Below are 20,952 nucleotides of genomic sequence, written 5' to 3'. Positions count from 1 at the left end.
CACTGGTCCAGCCATTCCTGCCTCACCCGGTGTTCCACCCAGAGGAGCGAATTTCTGCTATCCTGCCCGACAGCCGCCTGTCTGCGAAGCAGGAACTCGCGGTCCGAATACCATGATGCAGCGGAGAACAGTTATGATGTCGCAGACGGACAAGTGGTTCCTTGCCCTTGGCGCCGCCAACGCAGGGGCGGCAGTAGCGCTGGGGGCCTTCGGCGCCCACGCCCTGAAAGACCGCTTGTCACCCAAAATGATGAGCATCTACCATACCGGTAACCAGTATCACCTCTACCACGCCCTGGGACTGATGCTGGTGGGAGTAGTGGCGCTGCAGGTGCCAGAATCCGGCCTTACGCAGTGGTCGGGCTGGCTTATGCTGACCGGGACGGCGTTATTTTCGGGCAGTCTTTACCTTCTGGCGATGACTGGCAAGGGTTGGCTTGGCGCCGTTACGCCCGTCGGTGGTCTGTCGCTCATTTCTGCATGGATATTGTTGGCTGCAGGCGTGTTACAGGTATAATTTCCGGTCAGCTTTGGCCAGGAGAGCAGCATGACAAAGTCGGTAATAAACCTCGCCCCGCAGGACGCCTTCCACTTCCTGCAGAAAAATCCGCAGGCGGTGCTTATTGACGTCAGAAGTGAAATGGAGTTTCTGTTTGTCGGGCACCCGAAAGAAGCGTTAACCATCCCTTGGCGAGACGATCCTGACTGGGAAATCAACCCGGACTTTCTGTGTCGGGTACGACGGGCCACATCTCTCAACCGACCCGTCTTACTGATCTGCCGTAGTGGCCATCGCTCGCTGGAGGCTGGACAGTACTTACAGGCCAATGGTTTCAGCGCCGTTTACAATGTGGCGCATGGCTTTGAAGGGGATCTGAATGATCAGCATCGCCGAAGCAGCCTGAATGGGTGGCGCTTTGATGGACTACCCTGGGAGCAAATATAACACCGCGACAAGAAACTTTTGTTGATTCCCGCCGCACGGCGCATGGGTAATGAGACCCATAAAAAACCAAATCGTGAAAAAATGACAGCGCAATAAAAGGATGCACCAGAAATATGAACGAATCTGCGGGTTCTTTGACCAACTCTCCCGATCTACCCAGTCAACCTGTGCTGGCGCAACCATTCGCGCAAGAAGATTTTCGGTCCATAACATTACGCTTCGATCTTTCGGCGACTCAAAGTACCATGCACAAATCTGCGCCAGACAAGCTGGTTCTGGGTTATACCCGCACCATGATGGGCTTTCTGATTCTACAGCCAAAACCCAAACGGATTGCCATGATCGGTCTGGGTGGAGGTTCCCTGGCAAAATATTGTCTGCGCCACATCCCGGATGCCCACTTCACCGCCGTGGAGATCAACCCCAAGGTCATTGAGTTGCGTGACCGCTTCGGCATCCCACCAGATGGCCCCAATTTCCGGGTGCTGAGTGGAGATGGCGCAGTATATGTCAGCAACCACGCCAAACCGGTCGATGTGCTACTGGTCGATGGCTTCAATCATGATGGCCAACCCAGGCAACTATGCAGCACAGGGTTCTACAACGACTGTTATGCCAAGCTGCGAAAGAATGGGGTACTGGTGGTCAACATGCTGAGTAGTGACTGGCAATGCGATGCCTATGTCGCCCGCATCCAGACAAGTTTCGATGATCAGGTCGTCGTTATAGATGCAGAAGAGTCTGGCAACAAAATCGTATTTGCATACAAAGGTGCGGACTTCCCTCAGTTGGCGAGCAAAATACGCGATCGCGTCCGTGCGCTGGGCCCTTCACACAGTATCTCTCTACACGCCACCGCGCAAAAATTGTCCAGGCAACTCCAGCAGCTTTATTCATGCCGCGCGTAACCGTCCAGGCGGATTGTACCTATGATTCCATGGATGCCTCCTCAGCAATCAAGCCTAGTGGATGCACCATTGCCGATATTCCTGATCCGGGTCTGCCCGCGTCATTTCTTTGTACGCCATTGCATGGAACACATTATTCAACGCGCACAGGTGGTCAGTTTTAAATGCGCGCCAGCAGCTGCCCATATGGGCAGCACCGGAGGCAATCATGACGATTCTGGAACAGGTTCAAGAGGTGCTGGTTTGGTGTACGGTTATCAACTATGTCGTGCTGATTGTCTGGTTCGCAGTATTTATCGGCGCACATGATTGGCTGTACCAGCTGCACCATCGTTGGTTTCATCTCTCCACGGAGCACTTCGATGCCGTACATTACGCCGGGATGGCTGTCTACAAGATTGGAATTCTGATATTCAATCTGGTGCCAATGGTGGCCTGCTTTCTGATTTCCTGATCCAGGAATGCTCGCAATGACAAGGGCTCTGGCTTTCCCGTCTGCATCTGGGCCTGGGTGTGTAGCCGGAAGGACCAGACACGGCCCTCCCGATAAGACTTAGCCATGGAGATCACCCGCTGCCCTGTTAAACAGCGTGTAAATTTACCACCTGATACCCTGCCGGGTTTAGCCCGGAGGAACCTGGAGTGATTTGCATGGAAACGACTACCAAAGCTCAACGGCGGCAGGGCAGCAGTTGCAGTCGTCCCGCGGACTGATCATCATGTTCTCGAAACTCGTCACCATGGCTGTAAACCGTAGCAGTCTTTTGAGAATGGTTTTCGAGAATTGCAACCCTTTGATTTACTGTGCAGCAATCACCGCCATCTGAGGGACGGCAGCCATTCCCCAGGAATGATATGACAGCCACTATTGTCTGGTTTCGCCGTGATCTCCGTCTCGGAGATCACCCGGCCCTGCGGCAGGCAGCCCAGGATGGTAAAGTAATCCCTCTGTATATTCTGGATCCGAACGAGACATCGGGTGCTGCCGAACGCTGGTGGCGACACCATAGTCTGCAGCATCTGATAGGATCCGTTTTTTCTGGCAAAACATTTCTCTCATTGCTCTCTCATTGCTCTCTCATTAGCCTCAATACTGTCGGCTGTTTAGTTAGTTAGATTTCTGGACGGGGTCCCCGCTGCAGAACCCCGCTAATGACCAAAGCGGCGGCCCAAACCGGGCAGGCCGCTGAAAATTTGTCTTTCACGCCCGGTGATTCCATTCCGATCATCTTATCTGGCTAAACAGTATTGTGCCTATGCGTGTCTCGGCCAAGGGAATGGAGTCTGGTGTGCTTGGCGTAGAATTTTTGTTTTGGCTTGAAAACAGACCGACTGGTCGGTATACTTAATAAACGAGACCAGGAAAACCATTTTTTCGGAGGCCCCATGACTGATTTGTTCTCTCCTCTCCAGCTTGGCAGCCTGGAGCTGGACAACCGTATTCTGATGGCGCCGCTCACACGCTGTCGGGCTGAAGAAGAACATGTTCCAACACCGCTGATGGCGGAATACTATGCCCAGAGAGCCAGTGCAGGTTTGATAATCGCCGAAGCAACCATGATTATGCCCGGTAATTCGGCTTTCTGGCATGAGCCAGGAATTTATTCTTCCGCCCAAATCGCAGGGTGGAGCGAGGTAACCAAGGCCGTGCATCAGGCGGGCGGAAAAATTGCCTTGCAAATCTGGCATGGGGGTAGGGCGTGTCATCCTGATCTCAATAATGGGGCAGTGCCTGTGGCGCCCAGTGCCATTGCCATTGCCGGTGAAGAAGTACACACCCCCAAAGGCAAGCAGACATACACCACACCGCGCGCCCTGGCTGACGACGAAATCCCTGGGATTGTCGAAGGCTTTGCCCAGGCTGCCCGCAATGCCCGTCTAGCCGGTTTTGACATGGTGGAAGTGCATGCTGCCAATGGTTATTTGCTGGACGAATTTTTGCGGGATGGTGCCAATCATCGCCAGGGGCCCTATGGTGGAGATCGGGAAAATCGCGCCCGTTTTCTTTTTGAGGTTCTGGCGGCAGTCAGTCAGGCAATCGGTGCAGATCGCGTCGGAGTGCGCCTTTCGCCACTGAACAGTTTTAATGATATGCGGGATAGTGATCCCGTTGGTTTGCTATCCTGGCTTGCTGGTCGACTGAATGATTTCGGATTGGCCTATTTGCATGTGATGCGCGCCGATTTTTATGGACGTCAGACCGGAGATGTCCTGGCACCAGCCCGGAAACATTTCCAAGGCCCCTTGATCGTCAACATGGGTTACTCAGCAGAAGAAGCCCAGGCAGCAGTCTTTTCTGGTCAAGCAGATGCTGTTGCTTTTGGTACCGCTTTTCTGGCAAATCCAGATCTACCCGCAAGAATACGTAAAGGTGCTGCCCTGAACAGCCCCGACGCTAGTACATTTTATACATCTGGCGCGCAGGGATATACAGATTATCCGCTACTCGAAGATCAATAAGCTTGTTATTAATACGGCCCTTAAATACCCGACCATAGTGGGATATCATACAGGGCATGGATTGACCGGAGCGGGTGGCGCGTCGGGATGGGGTTCGCCCCCTGCGAAGGGTTCGCTTGCGCTCATTTCCTGTTCGTTCCGCTTATCCTGGCCCGCTTCCTTGTTGCGTAGTCGCATTGTGACTACAATATGGGTGTCTGAACCTTCCTGGAGAACTACCATGAGCACTACCACCGACACCTACGTCCGCGCCCGCATTGACACCAACACCAAGGAGCGGGCCGCCAGCGCACTTGAAGCAATGGGGCTGTCGGTTTCCGACGCCATTCGCCTGCTGATGCTGCGCATCGCCGACGAACAACGCCTGCCTTTCGACGTGAAGGTGCCCAATGCCACCACCAAGAAGGCCATTGCCGAGCTGGAAGCGGGCAAAGGCAAGAAGTTCACTAGCGTGGACGATCTGATGGCGGATTTGCATGCGGACGATTGACCGTTCCTCCGCGTTTCAACGCGACTACAAGCGCGAGGCCAAGGGCCAACACCGGGTCACGCTCGATGACACGCTCAGGCCGGTATTGGTGGCACTGGCGACAGATCAGCCCCTCGATGCGCGCTACCGCGATCACGACCTCTCCGGCGATTGGGCAGGCTACCGTGAATGCCACGTCAAGCCCGACCTGCTGCATAGAAATCATCGTCCGAATATGCGCACCGAGCCCATGACAAACCAACACCAAACATCTAAAATAACATCATATGATGCCATGGTGAGGTCCATCTTATGCGAACGACAATCAACCTGGATGATGAGCTCCTGGCCCAAGCCAAAACGCTCTGTGGCGTAGAAGACCGTGGTGCCCTCTTAAAAGAGGCCCTGCGTGCTTTGATTGAACGGGAAAGTGCCCGTCGCCTCGCTCGCTTGGGTGGAACAGAACCGCAATTACAGAACATTCCTCGCAGACGAGAGCCTGCCGCTTGATTCTGGTCGATACCTCCGTCTGGATCGACCATTTCCGCTCTGGAGATGCACACCTCTCTACTCTGCTTGATCATGCCATGGTGCAAACGCACGATTTCATCATCGGAGAAATCGCTTGCGGGAATCTCAAAAATCGGCAACAGACCTTATATCTGCTCTCCTGTTTACCCCGATGCACCGCCACCTCTCCAGAAGAAACCCTGTTTTTCATTGGGCGTCATAGCCTGATGGGACGCGGTATAGGCTATATTGACGCGAGTATCCTAGCCTCCGCCATGCTCGTGCAGGCCAATTTATGGTCCCGCGACAAACGTCTCATGGCTCTGGCTACCGAACTTGGCTGCGCGTACTCGCCGACGTCATCCGAATAGAAGGCAGTTCAGTCCCACGCCGCGCTCCTTCCCGCCGTGCCTCCAATGCCTTATATTCAAGCCAGATATATAACAACTACCGACCGCAAGAGAGACGCATGTTCGAGCAGGCCTTCAAGAATATCGATGACATCCTCCACAAAGATGCAGGCTCCTCCAGCGAACTCGATTACACCGAACAGACCTCCTGGCTGCTGTTTTTAAAATACCTGGACGCCCTGGAGCAGGACCGGGCCATGGAGGCGGAGTTGGAAGGCCGTCCCTACACCTTCATCCTGGACGACGCCTTCCGCTGGGAGCATTGGGCGGCGCCCAAAACGGCAGATGGCAGGATGGACCACCACAAGGCCATGTCCGGGGACGACCTCCGGGACTTTGTGAATATCCGGCTGTTTCCGTATCTGTCAGGCTTCAAGCGCCGTGCTACTGGTTCCAACACCATCGAGTACAAGATCGGTGAGATCTTCAGCGAGATCAAAAATAAGATTCAAAGTGGCTACAACCTGCGGGAGATCGTGGAGATCATTGATGGTCTGCGCTTCCGGTCCCAGACGGAGAAGCATGAGCTCTCCCACCTGTATGAAGCCAAGATCAAGAACATGGGGAATGCCGGGCGAAATGGCGGCGAATACTACACGCCCCGCCCCCTGATTCGGGCGATTGTGCAGGTGGTGGCGCCCAAGGTCGGCGAGAAGATTTACGACGGCGCCGTGGGCTCTGCGGGTTTTCTCTGTGAAGCCTTCGACTATCTCAAGGCCCAGCCGGGACTGACCACCGGCGATATGCAGACGCTGCAGGAGCGTACCTTTTACGGCAAAGAAAAAAAGAGCCTGGCCTATATCATCGCCATCATGAACATGATCCTGCATGGCATCGATGCGCCGAATATCGTCCATACCAACACCCTGGCCGAGAATCTCATGGATATCCAGCCGAAAGACCGGGTGGATGTGGTGCTGGCGAATCCGCCCTTCGGCGGTAAAGAGCGCAAAGAGGTTCAGCAGAACTTCCCCATCAAGACCGGCGAGACGGCCTTTTTATTCCTGCAGCACTTTATCCGTATGCTGAAAGCTGGTGGACGGGCCGGTGTGATCATTAAAAACACCTTCCTGAGCAATACGGACAATGCCTCGGTCAGTTTGCGCAAACTGCTACTGGAAGACTGTAACCTGCATACCGTACTGGATCTGCCGGGCGGGACCTTTCAGGGGGCGGGAGTAAAAACCGTGGTGCTGTTCTTTGACAAGGGCGCGCCGACCCGAAAGGTCTGGTACTACCAACTCAACCCCGGACGGAACATGGGGAAGACGAATCCCCTCAATGACAACGATCTGGCGGAGTTTGTCGCACTGCAGAAGACCAAGGCCGACTCGCCGCAGTCATGGACTGTGGATGTGTCTGGAATCGACACCCGTACCTATGACCTGTCGGCCAAGAATCCCAATGGCGGTGATGAGAAGGTGCTGCGTAGCCCGGAAGAAATTCTGGATGAGATTGCCGCACTGGATGCCGAGAGTGCTGAGGTGCTGGCGGCTATTCGGGGACTGCTGTGAGGGGGAGGTGGGAGGTTAAACAGCTTGGGGAAGTTCTGCGTCTTGAGTATGGTAAACCGCTGGACAAATCTGATAGAAATCCGAACGGTAAATATCCTGCTTATGGTGCAAATGGCGAGAAAGATCGCACTGATAAAAGTCTGTGCGATACACCAAGCATAGTAGTTGGCAGGAAGGGTTCAGCGGGAGAGATCACGCTTACAGAAGATAGGTTTTGGCCTCTAGATGTTACATATTATGCAGAATTCAATCGTCAAAAATATGATCTCCGCTTTATTTACTATCTACTTATAACACTAAATCTTCCTGACCTTGCTAAGGGAGTAAAGCCTGGAATAAATCGAAATGAAGTTTATGCGTTGTCCACCTCAGTTCCCCCCTCCCCGAACAACGCCGCATCGTCGCCATCCTCGACGAAGCCTTTGAAGGCATAGCAACCGCAAAGGCGAACGCGGAGAAGAATCTCCAGAATGCCCGTGAGGTCTTTGAGAGCCATCTGAATGCGGTGTTTTCGCAGCGGGGTGAGGGATGGATGGAGAAGGGGTTGGATGAAGTCTGTTTAAAAATTCAGGATGGTGCCCATGAATCCCCTCAAGTTCTTTTCGATACCCCTGGAAATGGAAGATTTCTATATATAACCTCAAAAAATATAAAGGATGGTTACTTGGATCTCAATAAAGTTGCTTATGTTAACAGCGATTTTCATAATCGTATTTATTCCCGATGCCAGCCAGATGTTGGCGACATCCTTTTGACGAAGGATGGCTCGAATACAGGCAACGTCTCCATAAATAGCATAGCAGAACCATTTAGCTTGCTTTCCAGTGTATGCCTCATCAAATCCAACACAAACTTTTTGCTTCAAAAATTCTTATACTTTTATTTACGCAGCCCAATAGGTATTAATAAAATAACTGGGAGCATGACGGGAACTGCCATAAAACGAATAATTCTCAAAACAATTAAAAAGTCGACTATTACAATTCCATCTTTGCAGGCGCAAATGGCCATAGTTTCTGAAATAGATAAGTTAAATAACTATACCCAACACCTCGAATCCCTTTACAAGCAAAAAATCACAGCTCTCGATGAGCTGAAGCAATCCCTATTACACCAAGCCTTTAACGGCGACTTATAGGGACTCCGCCATGAATGAAGCCGACACCCGCGCCCAACTGGTAGATCCTGCCCTCAAGGCCGCTGGCTGGGGTGTGGTGGAAGGCAGCCGGGTACTGCGGGAGTACCGGATCACTCAGGGGCGGCTGCAGGGCGCCGGACAACGCGGCAAGCCCGAGATTGCCGACTACGTGCTGGAGTACCGCAACGAGAAGCTCGCCATCGTCGAAGCCAAGCGCCACGATCTGCCCCATACTGAAGGAGTCATGCAGGCCAAGCAATACGCCCTGAAGATGGCCATACGCTTCACCTATGCCACCAATGGTCAATCCCTCTATGGGATGGATATGGAAACGGGTAGCGAGGGCGACATCACCCGCTATCCCACTCCCGAGGAACTCTGGAATCAAACCCATGCCGTAGAAAATGCCTGGCGGGATCGTTTTGCCGCCATTCCATTTGAAAGTGTCGGGGGGTCATTTCAGCCCCGCTACTATCAGGAGACCGCCGTACAGCGCGTCCTGGAAGTCATTGCACAGGGGCGGGAGCGCATCCTCCTGACGCTGGCCACCGGCACGGGCAAAACCTTCATCGCCTTCCAGATCGCCTGGAAACTCTTTCAGGCCCGCTGGAACCTTTCTCGTGAACCCAGCCGCAGGCCGCGTATTCTGTTTCTGGCCGACCGAAACATCCTCGCCAATCAGGCATTCAATGCCTTCAACGCGTTTCCCGAAGATGCCCTGGTGCGGATTGCTCCTGAGGATATCCGCAAGAAAGGCCGCGTCCCTACCAACGGCAGTATCTTTTTCAGCATTTTCCAGACGTTCATGAGCGGTGCCGGTGACACGCCGTACTTCGGGGACTATCCGCCGGACTTCTTCGACTTCATCGTGGTGGATGAATGTCACCGGGGCGGCGCCAAGGACGAAAGCAGCTGGCGCGGCATCCTCGAATACTTTGCGCCTGCGGTACAGTTGGGCCTCACCGCTACACCCAAGCGCCGGGACAACGTGGACACCTATGCGTACTTTGGAGCGCCGGTCTATATTTACAGCCTCAAGGACGGTATCAACGACGGCTTCCTGACCCCTTTCAAGGTCAAGCAATTCGCCACCACCATCGACGAATACATATACACCCCCGATGATGATCTCCTCGAAGGGGAAATTCAGCCTGGAAAAACCTATCTGGAAAAAGACTTCAATCGCAAAATCGTCATCCCCGAGCGGGAACGCTATCGGGTAAAACTCTTCATGAGCCAGATCGACCAGCGCGAGAAGACCTTGGTGTTCTGCGCCAATCAGGAACATGCCGCCATGGTGCGGGACATCATCAATCAGGAGAAGACCAGCACCGATCCCCTCTACTGTGTCCGCGTGACGGCCAATGACGGCAGCATGGGCGATCAGTATCTGAAAGACTTCCAGGACAACGAAAAAAATATCCCCACCATCCTGACCACCAGCCAAAAGCTGAGCACCGGCGTCGATGCCCGGAACATTCGCAATATCGTTCTGCTTCGCCAAATCAACAGCATGATCGAATTCAAGCAAATCATCGGTCGGGGCACCCGGCTGTATGATGGGAAGGACTTTTTCACCGTCTATGACTTCGTGAAGGCGCATCATCATTTTGGTGATCCGGAATGGGATGGCGAGCCGCTGGAAGCGGAATCCACAGGGGGAAGCAGCGAAGTGCGGGAACCCCGTCTACCTCTACCGCCGACCGAGCGGCCCGTCAAAATCCGGGTGAAGCTGCGGGATGGGAAGGAGCGCAGCATCCAGAGCATATCTTCCACCATCTATTTCGGACCAGATGGAAATCCCGTTACGGCAGCGCAGTTTCTGGAAGGGCTCTTTGGCACACTGCCGGAGTTCTTCAAGGATGAGGACGCGCTTCGCCAGATATGGAGCGATCCTGAGACGCGGAAGAGCTTTCTGCAGGGACTGGCCGAGAAGGGCTATAACCGGGAACTGCTCATGGAGATGCAGCAAATCATCGACGCGCAGAATAGTGATCTCTATGACGTGCTGGCCTATGTGGCCTTTGCCTTGCAACCGGTTTCCAGATCAGAGCGGGCTGAACACGCCAAGCAGAGTATGGACCAACAGTTCACCGACAAGCAGCGGGCCTTTCTGGACTTTGTGCTGGCGCAATACATCAAGGTCGGGGATGCGGAACTGGACACCGAAAAGCTATCGCCATTACTCCGACTGAAGTACAACAACGCCATATCCGATGCCTTTGCGGAGCTGGGTAGCCCGGCAGAGGTGAGGAAGGTATTCAGTGGGTTTCAGCGGTATTTGTATGATGCACGGCAAAGGGACTAACGATGATCGTAACGGACAAGAAATGGCGTGCTGTCATAGATGAGGTATTGGCAGAATCATCTACGCCACTACACTATACTATACTAACATCGCGGAGCGTATTGTAGAATGGAACGCAATGCCTAAACTTTACGGGGTCCAACAGATAGGCGCCGACTCAGTAGACTTCTGCAGACAAATTGGCATCTATCTACTGTATGACGGCAGAGAAGTTATTTACGTTGGACGTAGCACCGACCGTCCCCTAGGGCGACGACTTTACGAACATACTGCGGATCGTATGGCTACAAGATGGGATCGGTTTTCGTGGTTCGGTCTGCTTCCTGTATCCGAGACCGGCAGCATCGGGGTTATGCCAGCGTCATATCCAGCAGAAAAGCTGGTTCCAGCATTGGAAGCAATACTTATTGAGGCCCTGGAACCACGACAAAATCGAAAGCGCGGGGATGATCTTGCGGCAGTGGAGTATAGCCAGAAGACTGACCCAGATATTGATAAGAGAAAGGCTAAAGCCCTTATCGATAGGATTTAGTTGTGAGTGGGGACAGAAGAGCAACAGCCAAAATTGTTGATGGACAATATAGCATTATTCCAGATCCTGATCACCAGACTACTGGAATAGTATCATGCGGAGTGAACGGCGGGTTTAGACTGATAGCGGACATTGAGGCGCTCACATAGGCTTGCTCAACAGGCATTCTGTTACTAATTACGTAATGGGTGGACATCTGACTGAAAAAACACTATGATTTTCATCACGGTATGACACTAGGAGGTATGACCATGGTTGCTGCACGACAGTTTGATCAACCGGCAAATGTCAAGTCTAGCAGTATCAACTTTTTGTCTCATGATGGCATCCAAAGGCTAAGTGATGAATCCTGTAAAAACCAGGTATTACGCGCAGCCGAGATTGGCAATCATGCGACAGAAGGACACAAATGTTCAATGGCACAGATGTTGCGATTAAGGCCAACCGCTTATTTATTAGAAACAGAACTCCCGCATCAATCTTATCAGCACTTTCCTGACATTTTTCCTTCTCTGTAATCTTTTAAAAATATTAAAAATTATTATTTATTTTTATTAAGTGAAAAAAGGATAAATCATGGATTCTAATCAATTAGCCGGTATGGCTAATGAATTAATGTCTGGGAAAACAATTTTTTCTACATTTTTCAAATCTATAGCAAAGCCAAAAAACATCGGCGATGAGATAGAGAACATATATAAGTGCAGCAGCTTTTCTTGTTTCACAAGAAGATCAGGATACTCCATAAAAATAATTAGCGATCAAGTAAAAATTGATAAAAATAATGCGTTTTTCGCGTATAAAAACTTCCAAACAGGATCTGAATTCCTTATAGCTGGCGATACTGTAACGATAAACAAGACAGCAATGGATGAAATTAAAGATGAATATTCCTTGTTTAAAAACAGGCATAAGATACCGACATATAAAAAGATATTTCTTTTTGCCTCTGATGTATCCAGTTGGGCATCACACATATCTCTCTCTATAGTGATGGGGATAATTGCTGCGATAATCATTTTTCATTTTCCGGAAGTTAAGAAGATAATAATCCCAAACAGCGGGGAGCTTGAAACCTTTTCATTGATATATATATTTGGTTTATTTATATCCTTCCTTAACCAAATGAGGATAAAAGTGTCGATAGTTATAAATGAGAAAGTGATAGGTATAACAGAAAAAAAGACAGTAGGTATTTTTTATTTCCTATCAAAAAAATTTTGTTACACGTTGTATTACTCTGCTGGGATTCTATTTTACGCATTCGGCCCATCAAATGTTATAGCAATATTATCCGTAATAGCTGGTTTTATTTTAGAGGTTGCTATTTACGCTCACTATGAGATGTAGAACTATCAATAATGTTTCTGTATGGGCTCTATTTTGTGGTTATTGGTTTTTAAGGAATCTTTTTCGGACGCCGAGTAACTGAAAACACCCGGGACGTTTTGGTTTCGGTATTCCCGTCCGATTTTCTATGATCATGAAAACACACATTGTGGACTATTTGTGAACGGCGGCTTCCGCTGCCCTGCCGCCGTTGAGCCCTGATGGTCGGCAGCAGACTGATTGCGGTCGTTCAGCAGCGGTAAGCAAATGACCCAAAGCGGCCATTCAAGGTGGGAATAGTCAGCGCCCGGAGTTCGGCCAAACCGGACAAAGAGGCGTCTTTGAAATATGGCTGGTTATGGGTGGCAAGCGGACCCTATTGTTATCTGACGTTTAAAGCGGTAATCTCTACCACGCGTGTGAGCACTCGCGGGTGAAAAGCAGCCTCTTCAGCCGAAATTGCCCAAGGGTACTCCCTCTGTAACCTCCAAATCTAGCTGGCATTTTCAATGCGGCCTGAGGCAGCACGACTTCGTCGTGGCTTTTGATTGGAGATTCACATGAATACCGAAAACCTGCTGCGCGCAGTCCGCCCTGTCAACCTTCTGATTCCCCGTCCCGGCCAACCCGAATCTGCAGAACCGAAGTTCTGGGCAATGCAGCTAGCGGGCTTACACTGCAATCACGTCAAAAAGTCGGCCAAAGTCCTTCGGGATGCTCGCAAGCGCTCCGATCAGCCCATTTCCGAAGATGTTTCCCTGAAAGTCAGCAGCCTCCACCATGGACTTGCACAAGCGCTAGGCAGCAAATCCTTCGATGCTTGGCGGAATATCGAACTGGAACTTATCGACTTCCTCCAGACCCGCGGCATGACCCGCCCCGCCGACTTGATCAGTTGGCCCCGCATGTTTTGCTATAGCCTGAAAGCCCGTCAAGTATCGGATCGTCTCTTCAATTCTGGCCTGCCGATGCCGGAAAGAATTTTCACCGGCGTCGGCTCCAAGTTTTTCGCCGCAAGCGGCCGCGGCCGTTTCGATATACATCAACTGGCCGATGGTTCCCTCTATAGTGACGAAGCCAGATTCAAATGGTGTGAAGATCGGGCCAACCAAGTAGTTCTCTCCTTGGAGCGTGAATTCGATTGTGATGCCGATGCACCGGACTTTCTTGAATTGACCGGCCGTGACCTGTTGCTTCATTCATACCGGTTTGATCACATCGCCGGCGCCTTCAACCTCCTAGGCGACAATCTGGTGGCACCAATGCAACGGCCGCCCGAATTCCGTTTGTACAACGCCAGCGAGGACGAGCTTATTTTTGACCGCAGGGTCTTCGATATCTTTCGCCAAGAGATCGACCGTTCTGAATCAGGCTGGGTTGATATCATTCCGTTGCCCGGCAACGACAACATCATTTTCCTGAAAGGGGCAAACGGTGCGTTTGACTGGGTCATCCGTGATCAGCGGGACGAAGTCTTTACGGGGAATCCATACCATCCGTTCTTCAAAAGTCACGAACTGCCAACCGCGATGGAGGACTCCCGGTTCAAGGCACATCTCTATTTCAAAACCGGTGAATGGTATGAGCGACTGGAGCACAGTGCAGAAACCCGCCATTATGCAGAAGGTGGGACGGTTGCTACCTGGCCGGGTTACCTCAAGCTGCTCATGCGCGAACTAGTGGCAACACGCGGTAACTATGCGCAGCCGACTCAGCCGAAGGGGTGGGGGGCTCAGAACTTTGTCCCCCATCGGCTCAGCGATTACTGCTTGATGGTTTCGCCGCCGGTGACGATCCAGGAATTCTGGCGTTTCTTCGAGAGTTCGGATTGGCGGAATGATCGCGTAATCCGCTCACATAACAAGGTCCAGCTTAAAGAGGATCTCGCCGCAGTCAATCTGCATGATGACGACCATCTTCCGGCGAGCGTAACGTGGTTTGATGCCTTGGCATATTGCCGCTACTACGAGCAGAAAACCGGCCTCTACGTTCGCCTGCTGAAGGTAGAAGAGTGGAAGCAAATTAGTCCGCCCCCTCTCCAAGATATCGAACAAGACGGCTGGGCTGACTTAACTTGGGTCGTTACTGGCGAAGATGGGAAAACCGAGGACGAAACCTGTCATCGTTATCCAGAGTCCTGCGACGGTGGTGGATTCCTGCGTTTTGGCAAAGAATTAACCTGGACGCAGAATCAACAGGGGCTTCCCTTCGTATCCGTTCCAGATTTCGGTGAATAGTTAGCCGACTATGCTGATGGTTTTGCCCCTGTAGCCAATGCTGCGACCGGCAAAGCTCTTATGACCGGTCCTCTTGATCGGGATCGCTGTCCAGCGCATCTGACCATGCGCTACAAAGGCTTGAAGGTCGGCTTCCGCCTCTGCTACGTCACACACCCCGACGCTTAACTCGTTCAGGAGATGACCATGACGCATTCCTTGACGCGGAGTTGGCGCGTACGCCCGCGGCTATCAGAACTGGTGATTAACTGGCACATCACCGAAGCCTGCAACTATCGCTGCCGTTATTGCTATGCCCATTGGGATGGCAATGGTCGGGAGCTCATTCATAACATCCCGGCCACCGCTCAGATGCTGGAAAATTTGTGGCTGTACTTCCATCCGAAAAACCTTGCAAACCCACTTCGCCGGCAGATGGATTGGCAGGGCGTGCGGCTCAATCTAGCAGGCGGAGAACCCCTCCTCTACCCAGAGCGTGTAAGCCAGATCCTGCTCGCCGCACGCAATATTGGCTTCACCACCTCCCTGATCACCAACGGCAGTTTGTTATCGCCTGCCGTTACAGTGCAGATTGCTCCGCACCTTTCCGTGCTGGGGGTCAGCCTAGATTCTGGCCAATCCCCTACCAATCGCCTGATTGGGCGGCAAGGCCCGCATGGCCAGTTGCTGATAGTCGAGCAACTGGCGGAGGTTATTGAAGAAGCGAGGCGCTGCAATTCTAGTCTGCAGATCAAGCTCAACACCGTCGTCAACGCGCTCAATTGTCATGAGGATCTAAGCGTATTGCTTCAGCGTTTAGCACCTCAACGCTGGAAGATACTGCGCATGCTTCCCGTGATCACCAACGAATTGATGGTTAGCGATTCTGATTTTCAGGACTTTGTTGCTCGGCATCAGCATCTAGGCCACATTCTGTGCGTCGAGGACAACACGGAAATGGTTGAGTCCTACTTAATGATCGACCCGCTCGGCCGCTTCTTCCAAAATGCATCAGGCCAATCAAGCTATCGCTACAGTTGTCCGATCCCGGATGTCGGCCCCGAACAAGCGTTTGCTGAGGTTGGCGTGGACGCCGCCAAGTTTTGCGCGCGCTACCTCGGACATCTCGAAGACGCCTCAGTATGAAACGGTATCGCGCCTCGAAGGGATGATGATTACTGGGAAGATTTTTAAATCGCAGATATCTTTTCCCTTGGGCTGTATCCTGATACAACTGCGGCCTGAGGAGAGCAATTTTACCGCCCTTCCACGGCATGCAATCAGGGATATCATGGTCTATGTCTTTAAAAAACATCAATGAGGCCGAATTTGGGGCCCTAATCCGTGGACTTGCGCAAGACGTCGTTGATGCCCACATTCACTGGGGTCAGCTAAACGCCCTTCAAGCGCAGTTGGACAAATGGCCAGAGGTGCGTGCTGAGGCGTGGACGTTCTGGTATTACACGCTGCTCGCTCACCGTCAAACAGCATTGGTAAGTTTGGCACGCGCGTTCGATCAAGAGGATAGCTCGCTTCACATGCAGTCGTTACTCATAGCTATTCGTGACCACCTGCACCTGTTTGATAAGGATGGCGTGTTGCAGCGACGGCCTGATGACCCATTTGCACAATGGATGCCACAAGATGCGGCCAAGCCTGATCTGACGCAACTCAACCAAGACATCGATGCCAGTTCGATGTCTGACCCGGATGTCAAAGCACTAAATCTGTATCGCCACACCCTGTTAGCTCACCGAGGTGCTACGCTAACAAAACGAGGCGATGAGACCAAATTCCCGCCGTTGTTCGATGAGCAAGTGGAGCGACTGCTGGAGCGCGCACGCACGCTACTTAATCGTTACAACTACATGTTCGACGCCTCCCTCTATGGCATGAAGCCGCATGGTCATGACAATGTTATTTGTGTATTTGAAGGGATGCAGCGCGATCTGGATCGGCAAAAGGCTGAGGCTGAGTCACAGCTTGCGGCACTAGAAAGACGGCAATAAAACGCGAAAGAGTCCTCTGCTGACGAATAACTATGGTGGAGACGGTGCGGAAGCAGAATGTCGGTTCTCAATCAGCAAGCAGCCACTCCCGGTGCAATTAGATGAGGTCAGCTTCTGACCGATATTACTCGTTTCCAAGCTGGATGGGAATGACTGCAAACGCTGCACTGCCGCCGTTGAGCCTACTGGTTGTCGACAGCACACTGCTTGTGGAAATTCATTTCCGCAAGCCCTTTTAGACCCTGCCTCGCAACAACGCCCCTGCCTTTCTCCTTGCCTTCAGTTCTGCGTAAATCTGGCCATAGGACTCGCACCTATGAAGTAATTTACTGCCAGTCGGACCAGGCGAGCCATGCCCGCACCACCAGCACGACCACCATAAAACCCAGCCATAGTCCCGCGTAGCCAACGCGAGATATAGGGATTGTGCCGAGGCGATCGCAGGTGCGAGTGATTTAAATTGCGCCCCCCTGGTTAGTTGTTGTTGGTACTACCTTTATCAAACATCTCGCCAGCCGCCGCCAGAGTGAGTGGGCCGGTATGGGATTCTCCAGCAGATATAAAATGCGACTAGCGCCATCCTGGCGAACTTCCACCCCTCCGGGAGCAGCGCCTTGATGGCCTGCTCCACCGGTACTGGCACTGCGGGGGATTCAGGGTAGATCCGAGCGGAAATACCTACGCCGTGCTGGGCAAGAACCGGCTCTATGGAAATGGTCTTCCTTCCATGTTGTAGTGCGGGACTGCCACCGTCAGCCGCGTCGCGGCGGCCACCGATCAACTGGAGCCGGTCGCCCACGATCTCCGTGGAATACCGCTCCTGACCGTCCTTATCGGTCCATTTTCTGGTGCGGATACGCCCCTCGATGTACGCCTGGCTCCCTTTGCGAAGATATTCGCCAGCGACTTCTGCCGTCCTCGCGAAGAGTGCAACGCGGTGCCACTCGGTACGCTCCTGGCGATTGCCGTCTCTGCCATTGCCATTCTGCAACGTCAGATAGGCAGGCATCTCACCCAGGTATTCACTTATCGCGGGAAGCCGGTGAAACAGACGAATACCAAAGCCTGGCGAAAGGCGTTGGAAAAGGCAGGGATTACCGATTTACGCTGGCATATCCAGTCCGGCACAAGCCGGGAGCGGTTACAGGAAATGGGCGGTTGGGAATCGGTCGAGATGGTGCGTCGCTATGCGCACATGGCCCCGGAACATCTCGCAGAGGATTCGGCAAAAATTGAGAGCATCCTGGAAAAGGTCTGTCCGCATGGTACAAATGCGTCACAACCGCACATTTTTGCCTTACCCAAAAAGATGGTAACCGCCTGATTTATATGGTGCCCAGGGACGGAATCGAACCGCCGACACGAGGATTTTCAGTCCTCTGCTCTACCGACTGAGCTACCTGGGCCAAGAGCGCGTATTTAAACGGGGTCCCGCCCGGAAGTCAAGGCCAGGGCCCGTCCATAAAGGAAACGATGCGCCATGCTGCTCTGATTGGCCGCGATACGCACGGCCTGCGCCAGCGGCAGTTCGGCGAGCAGCGGGCCGAGCAAACGGTCGGCGTCGGCTTCCTCCAGCGTCTGTTCCGGTGCGCCGCCTACCACCAGCGTCATTTCGCCGCGCACTTTGTCAGGATGTGCCCGGAGTAGCGCCGCCAGCCCCCCCAGCGAGTCCCGCAAACATTCCTCATATACTTTGGTCAGTTCCCGACACAGAGCCGCCCCACGATCCTCGCCCCACAATTCCACCATATCCGCCAGTGTCTCGCTGATCCGATGTGGCGCCTCATAAAAAATCATGCTGCGCGGCTCCCGCTGCAAGGCCAGTATCCGGGTCCTTCGCGCCCCCCCTTTGGCAGGCAGAAAACCCTCGAAGCTAAAGCGGTCGCTGGGCAGACCGGACAGGGCCAACGCAGACAGGGCGGCGTTAGGCCCGGGTATGATGGTCACCGGCAACTGTTGCTCACGGAGCAAAGCCAGCAGCGGAAACCCGGGGTCGGAGATCAACGGCATTCCTGCATCCGACAACAGCGCAATATGCTCCCCGGCGGCGATACGCAGGGCAATCTGCGGGGCAAGGACACGTTCATTATGCTCGTGCAGAGCCAGCGTTTTGGGTTGCACACCCAGATGCTGAAAGAGCCGTTGGGCGTGACGGCGGTCTTCCACCAGAATCAGGGCAGCAGCCCCAATCGCACGTTGCGCGCGCGGTGAGAGATCATCGAGGTTACCGATAGGAGTGGCGATAATGGTTAGTTGCCCGACGGCCCCTTCTGCTGCCTCAGCATGGTCATTCATAAGCGCATTCCCGACCGAGGCCGCGCTTCGGTCATTGAACACCTTCGCCTTTCTCCATACACTCTGCTCATGACAACTCCCGCAACCTTGAAGGCCTCTTTCCGCCTGCTGATGACTCTGGCCCTGGCCATGGGCCTGAGCGCATGCGCGAGTATGCCACATAAAGCGCCACCTTCGTCGAATCCGCCGCCTGTCGAAACGGCCACCGCCGTTTCTCAGACACCGCAGGCAGAGCGCGCCGACCAGCTCATGATCACAGGGCACTACCAGGAAGCGGCCAAGGACTATATTCACGCAGCCGCCGATGTGCGGGGGCAAGCCCAGCTCGATTATCTGATGAAAGCGGCACAGGCTTCCCTGCAGGGGCAAAAGCCGCAGGTTGCGATATTACTGGCCAATGAAGTACTGCGCTTGCAGCACGGCAATACCACTCTGCGTGGCGCAGCGCTCTGGGTCCGCGCCCAGGGACTCATGGATCAGGGGCAGACCCCCAGCGCCAAGGGCAACCTTGAAGAAATCCTGACCATCACCAGCACACCCCAAGAAGTGCGTGCCCGGGCCATGGGCACCCTAGCCACACTCTATACGCAGGAAGGCCATGAACTCACCGCGCTGAATTTTCTGATCGAACGGGATAGCCTGCTGGGCGGCGATGCGATCGCGGAGAATCACCGCCGCATTCATGCCCTCCTCGACCAGCAGTCGGTAGCAAAACTTCAGAACTGGCAGGGACGTAGCGGTAATCCCCTTGTCCAGGAGTGGATCGCCATCGCCCTGATCACCCGCCAGAATCCCGATCCCCAACAGCGGCAGACGGCGATCCGTGCCTGGCTGGCGGCACATCCGGGGCACCCCCCCATAAACTTCTCGGACGACGACGCGACGGCTGCCGGCGCTTCTGCCCTCAACCGCGCGCCCGGCGGCATATGTGCTTTGTTACCTTCCAGCGGGTTCTACGGGCCGCTCTCCCAGGCCATTGCCGCAGGGATGGAAACAGCAGCGCAATTACGGTCTGGACCCGCAGTGCGCATTCTGCGGAGTACCGGCAACCCCAGTTACACCGCCGTACTCTTTGAGCGTGGGGTCAGGGAAGGTTGCAAAATCTTCGTCGGCCCCTGGCTGCCGCAGGATATCAACGCGGTAGCCGCCGTCCGGAAGCCCGGTGACCCGCCGGTCATAGCCCTCGGCACGGCATCTGATGTGCGGCAGCCCGGACTCTATACCCTAAGCCTGAGTCGGGACGTCGCGGCCCGGCAGATTGCCACCCAGAGCTATGCAGCGGGTTATCGTCATGCCTATGTGCTGTACCCCCAGGACTCCAGCGGAGCTGCCATTCAGGCAGACTTTATCACCGCCTGGAAGCATCTCGGCGGCGATGTCAGTGGCGTCACCACCTATCTGCCCGGTCGCTCGCTCACCAGCGAGGCGCAGCAACTGTTGAGCGCGCCCCCCGGGCGACACAGTTTTGTCTTTTTGGTTACCGCAGCGAAAAACGCCAACTCTGCGGTCACTGCCATCCGGCAGATCAATCGCACTGTGCCTGTCTTCAGCCCGGCGTTGCTGCACGGCGCAGCCTTGCCCAGCGACGCGCAGGGGCTCTCCGGCATTGAATCGGTCGATATGCCCTGGATCATCAACCCCGGGCAAAGCTGGCCGCAAGCGTCACTACTGTTGCGTACCAATCTCCCCAACGCCAGTGACGCCCAGTGGCGCATGGCGGCCTTCGGGCTGGATGCCTATCGAATGGCGGAGCGCGTTCTGGACCAGGATATGAGTGGCAGCCTGAACGGCGCTACAGGCGTCCTCCGCTTTGCTGCCGACGGCCGCATCGTGCGGGACATGGAATGGATGAAAGTGGAGAACGGACGGGTCGTCCCTTTATCGGGAGTGCCTGGGCCGGGCGCCTGA

General features: G+C 53.7%; 22 protein-coding genes, 1 tRNA gene and 2 pseudogenes. 21 read left to right on the top strand and 4 right to left on the bottom strand.

Annotated elements, in window-relative coordinates:
- The first annotated feature begins 133 nt into the window (after positions 1–133).
- The 12 genes and pseudogenes from F6A13_RS01060 to F6A13_RS15940 all read left to right on the top strand — a co-directional run.
- A complete protein-coding gene (locus F6A13_RS01060) occupies positions 134–517 on the top strand; it encodes a DUF423 domain-containing protein (protein WP_113526224.1) in 384 nt (127 codons plus the stop codon).
- A gap of 30 nt (positions 518–547) precedes the next feature.
- The gene (locus F6A13_RS01055; RefSeq protein ID WP_012535979.1) at positions 548–946 is read left to right on the top strand and encodes a rhodanese-like domain-containing protein; all 399 of its coding nucleotides are present in this window, start codon (positions 548–550) and stop codon (positions 944–946) included.
- 113 nt (positions 947–1,059) lie between these two features.
- The gene (locus F6A13_RS01050; protein ID WP_126604595.1) at positions 1,060–1,854 is read left to right on the top strand and encodes a transferase; all 795 of its coding nucleotides are present in this window, start codon (positions 1,060–1,062) and stop codon (positions 1,852–1,854) included.
- Positions 1,855–2,062: 208 nt separating this feature from the next.
- Entirely contained in the window at positions 2,063–2,308 is a 246-nt protein-coding gene (locus tag F6A13_RS01045) for a DUF6868 family protein (RefSeq protein ID WP_113526222.1), read from the top strand.
- A gap of 401 nt (positions 2,309–2,709) precedes the next feature.
- Positions 2,710–2,970 (top strand): deoxyribodipyrimidine photo-lyase, encoded by a 261-nt coding sequence (locus F6A13_RS15520; protein ID WP_126604596.1) that lies wholly within the window; start codon positions 2,710–2,712, stop codon positions 2,968–2,970.
- A 270-nt stretch (positions 2,971–3,240) separates the two neighbouring features.
- Positions 3,241–4,314 carry an alkene reductase gene (locus F6A13_RS01035; protein ID WP_126604597.1) on the top strand — a complete coding sequence of 358 codons (1,074 nt, stop codon included), beginning with the start codon at positions 3,241–3,243 and terminating at the stop codon, positions 4,312–4,314.
- A gap of 220 nt (positions 4,315–4,534) precedes the next feature.
- Positions 4,535–4,804 (top strand): type II toxin-antitoxin system RelB/DinJ family antitoxin, encoded by a 270-nt coding sequence (locus tag F6A13_RS01030; RefSeq protein WP_126604598.1) that lies wholly within the window; start codon positions 4,535–4,537, stop codon positions 4,802–4,804.
- Positions 4,791–4,997: pseudogene (locus F6A13_RS15515) on the top strand (type II toxin-antitoxin system YafQ family toxin); the annotation flags it as partial. The gene F6A13_RS01030 and the pseudogene F6A13_RS15515, both read left to right, overlap by 14 nt.
- A gap of 98 nt (positions 4,998–5,095) precedes the next feature.
- Positions 5,096–5,293 (top strand): type II toxin-antitoxin system VapB family antitoxin, encoded by a 198-nt coding sequence (locus F6A13_RS01020; protein WP_012536620.1) that lies wholly within the window; start codon positions 5,096–5,098, stop codon positions 5,291–5,293.
- Positions 5,290–5,664 carry a type II toxin-antitoxin system VapC family toxin gene (locus F6A13_RS01015; protein WP_126604600.1) on the top strand — a complete coding sequence of 125 codons (375 nt, stop codon included), beginning with the start codon at positions 5,290–5,292 and terminating at the stop codon, positions 5,662–5,664. The genes F6A13_RS01020 and F6A13_RS01015 overlap by 4 nt, the downstream gene beginning before the upstream one ends.
- Positions 5,665–5,762: 98 nt before the next feature.
- Positions 5,763–7,217 carry a type I restriction-modification system subunit M gene (locus tag F6A13_RS01010; RefSeq protein WP_126604601.1) on the top strand — a complete coding sequence of 485 codons (1,455 nt, stop codon included), beginning with the start codon at positions 5,763–5,765 and terminating at the stop codon, positions 7,215–7,217.
- Positions 7,214–7,504, top strand: a pseudogene (locus tag F6A13_RS15940) (restriction endonuclease subunit S); the annotation flags it as partial. The gene F6A13_RS01010 and the pseudogene F6A13_RS15940, both read left to right, overlap by 4 nt.
- Before the next feature lie 65 nt (positions 7,505–7,569).
- Here the strand turns inward: F6A13_RS15940 and F6A13_RS15510 are convergent.
- Complete coding sequence (locus tag F6A13_RS15510; protein WP_225982036.1) at positions 7,570–7,713, bottom strand: hypothetical protein; 144 nt, start codon at positions 7,711–7,713, stop codon at positions 7,570–7,572.
- Between the two features lie 48 nt (positions 7,714–7,761).
- Here F6A13_RS15510 and F6A13_RS01000 point away from each other — a divergent pair, with 48 nt between their 5' ends.
- The 7 genes from F6A13_RS01000 (at position 7,762) to F6A13_RS00965 (ending at position 16,749) form a co-directional block, all read left to right on the top strand.
- Complete coding sequence (locus tag F6A13_RS01000; protein ID WP_172959342.1) at positions 7,762–8,355, top strand: restriction endonuclease subunit S; 594 nt, start codon at positions 7,762–7,764, stop codon at positions 8,353–8,355.
- Positions 8,356–8,365: 10 nt separating this feature from the next.
- Complete coding sequence (gene hsdR, locus F6A13_RS00995) at positions 8,366–10,663, top strand: EcoAI/FtnUII family type I restriction enzme subunit R (protein ID WP_151528012.1); 2,298 nt, start codon at positions 8,366–8,368, stop codon at positions 10,661–10,663.
- Positions 10,664–11,446: 783 nt separating this feature from the next.
- A complete protein-coding gene (locus F6A13_RS00985; RefSeq protein WP_151528011.1) occupies positions 11,447–11,713 on the top strand; it encodes a hypothetical protein in 267 nt (88 codons plus the stop codon).
- Positions 11,714–11,771: 58 nt separating this feature from the next.
- A complete protein-coding gene (locus F6A13_RS00980) occupies positions 11,772–12,545 on the top strand; it encodes a hypothetical protein (protein ID WP_126604605.1) in 774 nt (257 codons plus the stop codon).
- Between the two features lie 539 nt (positions 12,546–13,084).
- Entirely contained in the window at positions 13,085–14,761 is a 1,677-nt protein-coding gene (locus F6A13_RS00975; RefSeq protein WP_126604606.1) for an SUMF1/EgtB/PvdO family nonheme iron enzyme, read from the top strand.
- A 186-nt stretch (positions 14,762–14,947) separates the two neighbouring features.
- The gene (locus F6A13_RS00970) at positions 14,948–15,886 is read left to right on the top strand and encodes a viperin family antiviral radical SAM protein (protein ID WP_197722483.1); all 939 of its coding nucleotides are present in this window, start codon (positions 14,948–14,950) and stop codon (positions 15,884–15,886) included.
- Between the two features lie 152 nt (positions 15,887–16,038).
- Positions 16,039–16,749 carry a hypothetical protein gene (locus F6A13_RS00965; protein ID WP_126604608.1) on the top strand — a complete coding sequence of 237 codons (711 nt, stop codon included), beginning with the start codon at positions 16,039–16,041 and terminating at the stop codon, positions 16,747–16,749.
- Between the two features lie 499 nt (positions 16,750–17,248).
- On the opposite strand, the gene ssb is transcribed toward F6A13_RS00965, so the two are convergent.
- A complete protein-coding gene (gene ssb, locus F6A13_RS15900) occupies positions 17,249–17,758 on the bottom strand; it encodes a single-stranded DNA-binding protein (RefSeq protein ID WP_269149223.1) in 510 nt (169 codons plus the stop codon).
- 33 nt (positions 17,759–17,791) lie between these two features.
- On the opposite strand from ssb, the gene F6A13_RS15290 reads away from it, so the two are divergent.
- Positions 17,792–18,073, top strand: a complete 282-nt coding sequence (locus F6A13_RS15290) for a hypothetical protein (RefSeq protein WP_172959343.1) — start codon at positions 17,792–17,794, stop codon at positions 18,071–18,073.
- A 6-nt stretch (positions 18,074–18,079) separates the two neighbouring features.
- Here F6A13_RS15290 and F6A13_RS00950 read toward each other — a convergent pair.
- Positions 18,080–18,155: transfer RNA gene (locus F6A13_RS00950), tRNA-Phe, on the bottom strand.
- Between the two features lie 13 nt (positions 18,156–18,168).
- Positions 18,169–19,044 carry a 16S rRNA (cytidine(1402)-2'-O)-methyltransferase gene (rsmI, locus tag F6A13_RS00945; protein WP_126604610.1) on the bottom strand — a complete coding sequence of 292 codons (876 nt, stop codon included), beginning with the start codon at positions 19,042–19,044 and terminating at the stop codon, positions 18,169–18,171.
- A 153-nt stretch (positions 19,045–19,197) separates the two neighbouring features.
- Between rsmI and F6A13_RS00940 the strand changes: the two genes are divergently transcribed.
- Positions 19,198–20,952 carry a penicillin-binding protein activator gene (locus F6A13_RS00940; RefSeq protein WP_225981894.1) on the top strand — a complete coding sequence of 585 codons (1,755 nt, stop codon included), beginning with the start codon at positions 19,198–19,200 and terminating at the stop codon, positions 20,950–20,952.

It is taken from the genome of Acidithiobacillus sp. 'AMD consortium' (assembly GCF_008926505.1).
GTDB lineage: Bacteria > Pseudomonadota > Gammaproteobacteria > Acidithiobacillales > Acidithiobacillaceae > Acidithiobacillus > Acidithiobacillus ferridurans.
This window is presented reverse-complemented; position numbering and strand designations above follow the sequence as displayed.